Origin of the sequence: Hyella patelloides LEGE 07179, assembly GCF_900659865.1 — a bacterium.
GTDB classification, from domain to species: domain Bacteria; phylum Cyanobacteriota; class Cyanobacteriia; order Cyanobacteriales; family Xenococcaceae; genus Hyella; species Hyella patelloides.
In genome coordinates, this window is sequence record NZ_LR214372.1 from 1 (window position 1) to 10,482 (window position 10,482).

A 10,482-nucleotide genomic window follows, 5' to 3' on the forward strand; every position below is an offset into this window, starting at 1 on the left:
ATTACAACAATGATTTAAAGGCGTACTGATGACAGCAGCCGTATTACTGAGGAGCGTAGTGATAGGAAACTATCACGCTACGTTTTGGAGAGCAGTGGAAGGGGCGACCCTTTCACTGACTTTACTTGGTCAAGAATAGAAAACTATCTCGCGCTATATCAGACGCGGGATGGGCTAAGTTCAAAACCATGCTGGCAGCTAAATGCGATAAGTATGGCAGGCATCTAACTATAGTGGATAGATGGTATTCTTCCTCTCAAGTATGTTCCTGCTGCGGAAAATCTGGAGGAAGAAAAGAACTAGATATTCGTGAGTGGGAATGCTTGTACTGCAATACCATTCATGATAGAGATATCAATGCTGCCAAGAATTTAGAAAGATGGGCTGGTGGGCAATCAGACCAAGACAAAAACGGACATGGAGCGAGTGTAAGTCAAGCGAGGCTTGCTACTTGCGATGAAGTGTCAACCACCTACGAGCAGCTTAGCCTGTTCTAGGAATCCCTCGGCTATGACGATGGGAGGATGTCAAGAGCTTCAGAAATATTTGGAAGTAAATGAAATAATAAGCTAACTTAGTGAATAGATTGTAGTTCAGAGAGATATTGATTAACTACATTGAAAATTTTTTCAATGGTATTGCAAAATACAAGCCAGTATTTTATGCTCGCTATATTTAGCTTAGTTCAAATTCATTTTGTTTAACCTAATAGTAGGAAGTTTGCGAATATGCCAGAGTCCTTAAGTTATGATAGTCTTTCTGTTATTTTGCCTACGTACAATGAATCCGAGAATCTGAAAAAGCTCATACCAGAGATCGAACAAAAATTCCCCAAATCCGAAATAATCGTTGTTGATGATAACTCCCCAGATGGAACGGCAGAGGTTGCCCGAACACTAGGGGCTAGAGTTGTCTTAAGAAAGAAAAAAGAAGGAATAGGTGCAGCCCTAAAGGAAGGGTACAATAGTGCCTCAAATGAAATATTAGTTTCGATGGATGCTGATTGCTCTATCCATGTTGAAGATATCAATAGATTGATCGGGAAGTTACACGATTATGATTTAGTCGTAGGATCAAAATACAGCAAAGGAAGTAGGGCAAAAGGTTTCTCATCCAGAAGACAGAAAATCTTAAGTTATTGGGGAAATAAATTTTTTATTATTATTTTTCAACTTCCTGTGGACGACATAACTTTAAACTTTAGGGCAATGAGAAAAGTTACTTGGCAAAAGTTAAACTTACGGCAAAAAAGCAACGTTTTTCTCTTAGAAATGTTGCTTGAGAGTAAATCAAAAAATATCAAGATTGGTCAAATTCCCATTTTCTTTTCCGATCGATTCTATGGAAAATCAAAAACAAACTTAAAAGTATTATTTCCCCTTTACTTTAAGTTTTTGCTCGAGCGTATTTTTAGAGGCTAAAGGATTAAAAACCTCATATAAGTCTATATTATATCTAATTTTAGATCGAGACTTTATAGGGGTTTTAAATATTTAGTAAGCTAACTTCCATTATTAACGAAAGTTCCACGTACATTACTCTGTTTAGATATTCGGATCAGAGATCGAGCCCTGGTAAACTGGATACTTTCCTTTTTTGTCAAGAAATTTAAAATTTACAGAATAAGCTTTTTCTTGATAATCAATAGATAGCTTTTCGTTGCCTTCTTTGGGCAATGGGCAAGGGGCAAATGGATAGCAAATATAAAGGAATTGATTGAGATTTTCTTTGAGCATACTCTGACCTAACTTTGCTAAATTTTCTGTATTTTCAACCTTGAACCAAACTTTTTCGACCCTTACAGAAGCTTCTAGAGCCTGACCGACAAATTGATGGGAAATAGCAATAATCTGCTCTGGCTTTTCTTCTAAAAATTTGATTGCTGGAGCAATGTCTTGATAGTTCTTAAGAAGATAGGCTGAACCTTCTAGGGTATTTTTATGAGAACTCAATAGCAAAAGAACAGAAAAGATAACAATACTGGTGTATTTCATCCAAGGCTGACAACGATCGACAACAAATTTTAGGGATTGAACAGTTGTCAAAATTAAGATTGGGACTAGAATCAGCAAAAATCTCACTCCCCATTGCTTTCCTCCTGGAATCAAGCCTGATGTTCCTGCTGGAACGAGAAAGGAAATACCAAATAGTAAAATTAAGCTCAAGATATAGATAGAGATCGATAAAAAATTAGGTTTGAGGCGTTTGCGATCAAATAGTAAGGCAAGTCCATAAAATCCAACAAAGCAAACAATTGGCATAAACTGGATAAAGGCAATTCCCATATCCTGAAAACCAGCAATCGCATCGATCAATTTCTGAGTAAATGTTGCCTCTAACATCTCAATGCGGGGAATGCCGAGAAAGCTGCCGTAGATTGGTTTGTTAAATACGAAATATAATCCAGTTGCGATCGACGTACTCAGACTGAATACCCAAGAGTAGGGAATTAACTCAAAGCTAATTTTAAAGTTTTTAGCCCTCAGCCAACTTTGAATCGGTCGTAATTTCAAAAGATCCTGGATAAATGCGATCGCAAACATTAAAGCTATGAGACAGAATAAATCTTGTCGAAACCAAGCAGACAAACCCAGACTGATACCTGCTATTGATAAGATCGAAATCAATGCAGAGTTAGAAAGAGAATGTTCTTTTTGCTTTGCCCAAAGAATCAAAGATAATCCTGCAAATGCTAAGCAAACCGCAAGACTATGTTCCCAGTACATGGCACTATAGAGGGTAAATGGCGATGCAAAAATTAGTATTCCCAAACTTAACGCCGTCCAAACCGAGGAAAACCCTAATAATCGACACACCCAGTAAAATAGCCCCCATAAAATCCACGTCCCTAATAGAGGAACGGCATAAAAACCATAGTAGCCAAATAGTTTATAGAAGGGAGCGGTGACTAGAGGAAAGGTATAGGGGAAGGCAATAAAATAACGATCTTGTAGATAATAAGCATAGGGAGGAGTGTAAGCATAAAGTCCCTGTTGCCATAAGTCTTGTACCCACTGCTGTGGGGGAGGTATGAGATCGAAGCGTCCAGTTCCTTGAGCAAGTTGTTTGGACAGAAGTGCTTTGAGTCCAGCATCACCACTAAAATATGCTCCTTCAGGTATCTGGCTTACTAATAGAAGGGTGAAAAGAATTCCCAATACAATAAGTAGGAGTGGAAGCAGAGGTTTAATTTTCATGCAGCAATTCAAGGAAACTCATCAAGCCGATCTAGAAGCTATTTTAGAACAATCGCAGCAGAGCGTTTGATATAGTAACGGAACAATTTTGCTTTTAGCTCGCTAGTCAAGAAAATCATACCTCAATTCGCCAACGCCGATTTTTATTTTCTTAAAGCTCTAAGCTTTTAAGTTAAATACAGGAGTACCAGCGATCGCCCTACCGAGTTCAAGACTCCACCGCAAGGCGTGTCTACGATCTGGCGCAGGTTAATACCCTGTTAGATCGAGCTTATAGCTTATAACTAATGGCAAGCGAGCTAATTTTAAGCTTCAATCGCTACTCTACCTATAGGAGAAGCAATACAAGTTAAAATCAAACCTTCATTGCGATCGCTTTCATCAAGACCATCAGGCTCTCCCTCATATCTAATTTCCCCTTCTAGCTTGCGTTTTTTGCACACACCACAGACTCCTTGACGACAACCGCTACGAATGGCAACTCCTTGTTGTTCAGCTACGTCTAAGATGGACTCTTCTTCATCGCAATCAAATTCTTGTCCCGACTGGGAAAAGAAAACTTTAGGAGAAGAAGAAGGAATAGAAGTAAAACTTTGTTCTCGATTAGGTGCGGTAACTTTATCGATATCTTTATCTATAGCAGGTAGCTGAACATAAGATGGTGCTGATTTTTTAGATTTCTTTTTGCCACCGCCAAAACTTTCCTCGTGATAGTTATCCATAGGAAAATTCAGAGCGGATAACATCTGTTTCACTGCTGCCATAAAGCCATTAGGGCCACAAACATAAACAGTTCGTTCTCGAAAATCGGGGGCAATATTTTGTAACATCGCTTCGTCAAGCCTGCCCATAAAACCCAACCAAGGTGATCCTAATTGAGGGCGAGTTATTGACACTGCTAAACGAAAATTAGGTTGCCGAGAAGCCAGCATCTCTAGCTCTTGTCGCATAATAATGTCATCGGCACTGCGAGCATTGTGAAAGAAAACGAGATCGCAATCTCTGGCAGTATCATAGAGCCATTTACTCATGGAGAGCATCGGAGTAATACCACTGCCTGCGGAAATCATCAATAATTTGTGGGGAGGGTTGAAAGTACAGGTAAATTTCCCCATCGCACCACCGAGCAGCTTAATCTTACTACCAACTTGAAGATTGTCATGTAGCCAATTAGAAACTAACCCAGGCGGGACGTTGGGAGTATCAGTTGGTGCAGGTACTCGTTTAACTGTAATTTCCAAACTTGAAGGTCTTGAAGGAGGAGAAGAAATCGAATAGGAACGAACAACTCGCTTGCCATCAATTTCTAATTCTAAATTAACAAATTGACCTGGTTGATAATTAAACAACGTTGGTGGCTCAGCAACGAAACGAAAAGTTTTCACATCTGATGTTTCGTCAATAATTTGTTGACAACGAACTATTAAATCTCCTCCATTCGATTTACTAGATGAATTGACGAGCGACCCTGGCGAGGTTCCCTCGCCCAAGGAATGCGCGAGTTTAGCTGCGCCATTGTGAGCCTGTGGTGGAACAGAAACTTGACGAGCGATTTTTTCAATTGCAACAATAAAATTCCCCACTCTGATCAAATCGTCTTCTTTGAGTAAATAATTGCAATTAACTTCTAGTTCTTCGTTGTTGACACGAGAGCCATCTGTACTACCAAGATCGGTGAAAAAGTACTGTCCTTGTTGCCACACAATTTTGCCGTGTACTCGACTAACTTCAGGACTATTAAGGACAAGATCGCAATCTGCTTTGCGTCCAATGAGCCATTCAAACTTATTATCCTTAGCTGGTTCAAGCTCTCGTTGTCTGAATTTTCCAGTTTGATAATTAACAACTTTAACTTTCAACATGGTTTGTACTTTATCTTCAATAGCTATGATTTAACTTCTTATTTGCTGGATTTACGAAAGTAAATTGTCGTTGGCTCGTCACCAGAACGAGCGTTTGGCGATCGCAATACTGTAGTATCATCAAAGGAAGCTTGGGCTTGAGAGATCGATTGAGAATGTTCTTGAAGCAATTTCTCTAAAATAGTGTGATGTTCTGAGTCATTAATTTTTAATTTATGACGTAAACCTTGGAATTCTCGGAAACTACTGGCAATACTGACGTTTTTCTGCTCTAATGCTTCACACAATACCCCAGAATACATTTGAAGACGATATTGATTGGCAAAATTGGGCATTACGGTAGCGAGAGTGTATAGTTCATCAGGATTTAACTCTTCTAGGGAACGACCTTTTAAATAATCAGACAAGTTTAAAGGCAGTTTTTTCAACTGACGACGCAATAAATGTCCATCCCGTTCGCGAGCATATTTTTGCGCGCTGCGCTGCCAAGCTTTAGCTAACCATAAACTACTAGCTGCGATCGCAATCCAACTGATTACATTGGGCATAATTCCAGGTAGCCAACCCAATGAAGGACGAACTCCCAAAAAGAATAAGCAATTAAAGGCAATAAAAGTGGCAACCGAAAAAGTATGATGATGCAACTGTTCTGGAGTTAGAGGTTTTCTAATGCGCTTGCGATAGCGTCGGTAGTGTTTTTCTGCCCAAAGTCCTAGAGCATAGGTAATGCCCGAAAAAAACACTAAAGTCAGAGGAACAGCAATTAGTTTCGGAATGGGAATTGTCGATCCACCAAGGTAAAATCCAGGTGCCAATAAAGTCTTTAACTGATTGGTTTCGTTCCAAACACCACTAGAAAGAAATTGCCAATTACCCGAGTAAAAACCAAAGTAGGTAAAAAAACCAATGGCTAATCCGATATAGGCGTAATAAAGTAGCTGACGATCTGGTCGATTGATATTTTCCCAATAGGAATGCTCCGCATCGATATCAATGCAAGAGGATTTACAGGCGACACAAGCACTCTTTTCTTTGCCACTGGAGTCTACAGTACGACACATGGACTGGGTAATGGTTTTCGGTGGTGCAGTATGGGCAACTGAAGTTAACAAACTACTGGGTTCACTGTATATCATCTGTACTGGTGCCATCGGACAAAAATAGTTGCACCAAGTTTTACCACCATAGAGGAAACCCACTGTGATAGCAGAACCAATAGTGAGCAGGAGAAACACTCCCAATAAAAAACGGTCTGAATTGACCAATAACAAGCGAATATTTAAACCCAGAAATAACAAACCAAATTGTAAATATAAATAATTGCGATGTAACCAAGAATTTTCTCTAATAACGCGCTTTTTTTGTAGACCCAAAGCTCTAGGAATTTGCGAGAAAAAGGAGAGGGGACAAATGCGTCGCCAAGCTTCATGACCAAAAATTAAGAGTATTAGTATCGAAGAAGGAACAACCATCCCCCAAAAGATTCTCGCTCCTATGGGATAAGTAGTTAGAGGTTGACATTCGCCTTGAAACTCAAAGCAAGTATTGGCAACAGAAGGGCCAAACATCATGTTAGTCTCTGTCAGATTAGCCGAGATTGGGTCGTAAAACAGAGAAATAATTAAAACTAGCCAACCAATTGTGAGAATATACCTAGTTATATGTAGATAACGCTCGGAAATTTGCGAAAACATCCTTTTACTTTCCTTTACTTTCCTGTAATTTTTTGACTTCTCTGTAAATAGGGTGAGTTAAGCTTTTTTATGTATTACTTTTTATGTATTACCTTTTATGTATTAAGGAATAATCGAGAAGAAGTAGGGAATTACATCTAGGAAATGCTTTAGTGCTATAGAAAAGTTCAAAACAGCAGGGGGACTAAAGTGCGATCGCTGAACAAAATTCTGAATCGTTTCTGCTACTACTTCAAAATATTCCTCATGTATACCTAAAGTCCCAGATAATCTAACTGTTTGCACTTTTCTAACTTTCGAGTGCCTTCTTCAAAAACGAATATGACTTATCTGCACAATAATTCGTTGCAAAGGACGTAACGCTGGATGCCATTTTGGAGGATTAAGATTAAAACCAATATACTTAGCAATTTCCTCTGCTACCAATTCAATACTTTTGTTTTCGGTATCCAGATGAATTGCAAATATTTCATTGGACAAAGAATTTAAACAGCGATCGAGTTGAGAAGCAGCCCAGGAATTAACTCCATCACCACGCCGACACAAACGACGCAAAATCGTCTCACGAGAAGCACATAAAGTAAAATGATGAATCGGAAAACTTTGTCTGTGCAATGTACCTACGATCTGGTCATAGTATGCCAAATTTACTAAAGTCATAGGTACAATAACAATTCCTTCAAAGGTTTCAGCAAGATATTGTAAGCTTTGATAAGTAAACTCGCGCCATAACCGATTATCCTGGAAATCCGATTCATTGATTGCTGATGGCGTAATCTTGTGCAGAAGAAAGCCAATTTCTTCGGGATCAAATACAAAACTATTAGGTATACGGCTATGTAGCTCAAAAGCAGTTTGTGTTTTGCCAGCACCAAAAGCCCCATTTAACCAAATAATCATTTTTTACATCAGAGTTACTTTTCAATCTTAATTTTATTTACAAAAATTTCTGAATCGCTTCTGCTACAGCTTTGGGATACTCTTCGTAAATACCTAAAGTTCCAGATAATTTAACTGTTTGCACTTTTTCCAATTCTGCCATAGCTGACATTTCTGCTTTCGATTTAGGTGGTGCATTTTCCGCCAAAATAATTAACACAGGCATCGATACAGAGGATAAAAGATGCAAAAATTCCTCTCTATTAGCTACAGGATCGATCGCGCCAGTTACAAAAGCAGCAGGAGCATATCGCGCACCATTTTTAGAAGTGATTTGGTGTTTTTGGGCAATAAATTCAGGAGTTAGTTTAGTTTCATCCACATAAACATGGCGTTTATACATCAAGTGCAGAAAAGAAGGAGTAGTGTTGAGATAGTATAGAGTTTGACCTAATAAGGGCGATCTCACTAGATTTCTAACTACCTTTCTCACGCCATCGGGTAAACCCATTACCCGTAAGGGTCCTTGCCAAGTAGGAGCTACTAAAATAAGCTTTGATATAGTATTTGGATTATCTTGGGCGAATTTTAAGGCGTATCCTGAAGTATGACCCGCAGCAATTAAGATAATGGGACAATCAAACACAGATTTAGTAAAATCCTCTAACAACTGTTGAAATAATACTGGATTGTAATCTACAGGAGGACATGACGACTCACCAAAACCCAACCAGTCTAAAACCGTAACCCGATATTGAGTAGCGAGTATTTGAGCAATACCTTTCATTTCTGTGCGACTAGAAACCGTGCTAAAAGCAGGAAGTAATAATACAGGGTTTCCCTGTCCGATAGTTTCGTAGACAACTTGATATTGTTTGCCTAAAAAATGCCAATCATAGCGATCGCTTGTACCGCCAATACCAAAGTTAAGCTTAGTCGGATTAGTTACTGTAGTCATAGTTAATAGTGAAGAGAAATAAATCTATAATGCGATCTTAGTGAGATATCCAATTAACTTTACAGTTGCCTTAACCCATTGATACATACTGGACAATCGCAACCAAACAGATGATTCAATTTAAGTAACTTAGGGAAGACTAAATAAGTAGTTGTGTGTCTTAAAGCTAAGTTAAATCGATCCATGAAAGCCAACGAAACAAAAGTAGAAGATTTTTTATCAGCAAATAAAACTCAGTTTGTAATTCCTGTTTATCAGCGAAATTATGATTGGTCTACAAGTCAATGCAAACAACTTTTGGACGATATTCTTGAAGTCGGAACAAACAAGAATATGAATGCTCACTTTATTGGTAGCATTGTTTATATTCACGATGATGTTTACACGGCTGCAAGAATCAAAGAATTGACAGTCATTGATGGACAGCAACGCTTAACAACATTAACACTTGTTTACTTAGTTATTTACAGACTTGCAAAAGAGTTAAATAACGAAGGGCTTGTAGCAGAAATTAGTGAGACATACCTAATTAATAAATTCGCCCCTGAAGAAGAAAAATTAAAGCTAAGACCTACAGAAAATAATGACAAGGCTTTAAAATATCTTCTAAGAAGCGATGAAAATGAAGAGTTTCAAGACTTTTCAAAACTGATTGATAACTTCAATTACTTTAAAGGAAGAATAACCGAAGAAAACTATCAGTTTGTTTTGGAGGGTCTTTCAAAACTGATGTTTGTTGAAATATCATTAGACCGAGAGAAAGATGACCCACAACGTATTTTTGAAAGCCTCAATTCTACAGGTTTAGATTTATCACAGGCTGACTTAATTCGTAATTATATTTTGATGGGCTTAAATCGGACTAATCAAAACAAAATTTATCGTAATTATTGGGAAATTATCGAAAGACTTGCCAAAGACGAAACCTCAAATGTTAGTAGAGTATCAGGGTTTATTAGAGATTACTTAACTTTGGAAAACAAAAAAATTCCTAACAAGGGAAAAGTTTATCTTGAATTTAAAGCTAAGTATCCAACCACAACAATTGATGAGCTTGAGACTAATTTGGCAGAAATAAAAACTTTGGTTAAGTACTATAACAAGCTAATCAACCCAAAGAAGGAAATAGATAAAAGCATTAGGTTGCAATTGGAATATATCAATCGTCTTGAAATTAATGTCGCCTTTCCGTTTTTGATGAAAGTCTATGATGATTACGCTAACTCAACTATTGATAAGCAAACTTTTATTAAAGTGCTGGATTTAATCCAGTCTTATACTTGGCGTAGATTCATCCTTGGCTTGCCAACTAATGCTTTGAACAAAATATTTATGAATCTTTATGATAAGGTTGATACTTCAAACTACCTATACTCAATTCAAAAATCATTACTGCAAAGGACGGGGATTCAAAAATTCCCCAAAAATGCAGAAGTGATAGACGCTTTGAAAGTAAAAGATGTTTACAATATCAAGTCTAAGAACAGAATCTACCTACTAGAAAGATTGGAAAACTTTGAACATAAAGAGTTAGTTGCAATTGAGGAAAATCCTGATATAACCATTGAACATACAGCGGTTTGCAGGTTTATAAGGGACAGTAGCAGCAGTGGGCAAACCAGTTACGCAGATGTTGGGGATTCATTAAATCCATCGCTATTTTAATCAGGGTATCAACCCTTTTGGAAGTTCTGGGAGAGAACTGCCTCAAGAAAGCCTTTAGCTGTGACCACCAGTGTTCAATGGGATTAAACTCTGGAGAATAGGGGGAAAGCTCTAAAACTCTCGCTCCTACTGCTTCAATTAGAGGCGCAATAGCTTTTACCTGATGCGCAGGCAGATTATCCATTACCACTACCGCCCCTTTCCAAAGCTGAGGAACAAGACATTTG

Annotated in this window: 10 protein-coding genes; 3 read left to right on the forward strand and 7 right to left on the reverse strand. The window is 38.2% G+C overall.

The genetic code is table 11. The annotated features are described in order from the left end of the window. Positions 1–188: 188 nt before the first annotated feature. Together H1P_RS34505 and H1P_RS34510 are read left to right on the forward strand one after the other, a co-directional pair. On the forward strand, positions 189–497 hold the full coding sequence (locus tag H1P_RS34505) for a transposase (protein WP_246142075.1): 309 nt from the start codon (positions 189–191) through the stop codon (positions 495–497). A gap of 231 nt (positions 498–728) precedes the next feature. Continuing rightward, positions 729–1,421 carry a glycosyltransferase gene (locus H1P_RS34510; RefSeq protein WP_144876163.1) on the forward strand — a complete coding sequence of 231 codons (693 nt, stop codon included), beginning with the start codon at positions 729–731 and terminating at the stop codon, positions 1,419–1,421. Positions 1,422–1,544: 123 nt separating this feature from the next. On the opposite strand, the gene H1P_RS34515 is transcribed toward H1P_RS34510, so the two are convergent. The 6 genes from H1P_RS34515 to H1P_RS34540 all read right to left on the reverse strand — a co-directional run bounded on the left by H1P_RS34515 (position 1,545) and on the right by H1P_RS34540 (position 8,590). Then, positions 1,545–3,197 (reverse strand): LA_3751/LA_3752 family putative glycosyltransferase, encoded by a 1,653-nt coding sequence (locus H1P_RS34515; RefSeq protein ID WP_144876165.1) that lies wholly within the window; start codon positions 3,195–3,197, stop codon positions 1,545–1,547. Between the two features lie 305 nt (positions 3,198–3,502). Then, positions 3,503–5,059 (reverse strand): FHA domain-containing protein, encoded by a 1,557-nt coding sequence (locus tag H1P_RS34520; RefSeq protein ID WP_144876167.1) that lies wholly within the window; start codon positions 5,057–5,059, stop codon positions 3,503–3,505. A 38-nt stretch (positions 5,060–5,097) separates the two neighbouring features. Further along, on the reverse strand, positions 5,098–6,753 hold the full coding sequence (locus H1P_RS34525) for a hypothetical protein (protein ID WP_144876170.1): 1,656 nt from the start codon (positions 6,751–6,753) through the stop codon (positions 5,098–5,100). 102 nt (positions 6,754–6,855) lie between these two features. Further along, positions 6,856–7,038 (reverse strand): hypothetical protein, encoded by a 183-nt coding sequence (locus H1P_RS34530; protein ID WP_144876172.1) that lies wholly within the window; start codon positions 7,036–7,038, stop codon positions 6,856–6,858. 24 nt (positions 7,039–7,062) lie between these two features. Beyond that, the gene (locus H1P_RS34535) at positions 7,063–7,653 is read right to left on the reverse strand and encodes an AAA family ATPase (protein ID WP_144876174.1); all 591 of its coding nucleotides are present in this window, start codon (positions 7,651–7,653) and stop codon (positions 7,063–7,065) included. Between the two features lie 37 nt (positions 7,654–7,690). Then, complete coding sequence (locus H1P_RS34540; protein ID WP_144876176.1) at positions 7,691–8,590, reverse strand: alpha/beta fold hydrolase; 900 nt, start codon at positions 8,588–8,590, stop codon at positions 7,691–7,693. Positions 8,591–8,773: 183 nt separating this feature from the next. Here H1P_RS34540 and H1P_RS34545 point away from each other — a divergent pair, with 183 nt between their 5' ends. After that, positions 8,774–10,255: a DUF262 domain-containing protein gene (locus tag H1P_RS34545; RefSeq protein WP_144876179.1), complete on the forward strand. Its 1,482-nt coding sequence runs from the start codon at positions 8,774–8,776 to the stop codon at positions 10,253–10,255. Here H1P_RS34545 and H1P_RS34550 read toward each other — a convergent pair. Then, positions 10,179–10,482, reverse strand: a 304-nt coding sequence (locus H1P_RS34550; protein ID WP_186376325.1) for a transposase, incomplete at its 5' end; no start/stop codon positions are given. The two genes, H1P_RS34545 and H1P_RS34550, sit on opposite strands and share 77 nt — an antisense overlap.

What these genes read in the sequence shown, in the direction of transcription:
- H1P_RS34505 (WP_246142075.1), top strand. Translation starts at nt 189, where the DNA reads ATGCTGGCAGCTAAATGCGATAAGTATGGCAGGCATCTAACTATAGTG.
- H1P_RS34510 (WP_144876163.1), top strand. Translation starts at nt 729, where the DNA reads ATGCCAGAGTCCTTAAGTTATGATAGTCTTTCTGTTATTTTGCCTACG.
- H1P_RS34515 (WP_144876165.1), bottom strand. Translation starts at nt 3,197, where the DNA reads ATGAAAATTAAACCTCTGCTTCCACTCCTACTTATTGTATTGGGAATT.
- H1P_RS34520 (WP_144876167.1), bottom strand. Translation starts at nt 5,059, where the DNA reads ATGTTGAAAGTTAAAGTTGTTAATTATCAAACTGGAAAATTCAGACAA.
- H1P_RS34525 (WP_144876170.1), bottom strand. Translation starts at nt 6,753, where the DNA reads ATGTTTTCGCAAATTTCCGAGCGTTATCTACATATAACTAGGTATATT.
- H1P_RS34535 (WP_144876174.1), bottom strand. Translation starts at nt 7,653, where the DNA reads ATGATTATTTGGTTAAATGGGGCTTTTGGTGCTGGCAAAACACAAACT.
- H1P_RS34540 (WP_144876176.1), bottom strand. Translation starts at nt 8,590, where the DNA reads ATGACTACAGTAACTAATCCGACTAAGCTTAACTTTGGTATTGGCGGT.
- H1P_RS34545 (WP_144876179.1), top strand. Translation starts at nt 8,774, where the DNA reads ATGAAAGCCAACGAAACAAAAGTAGAAGATTTTTTATCAGCAAATAAA.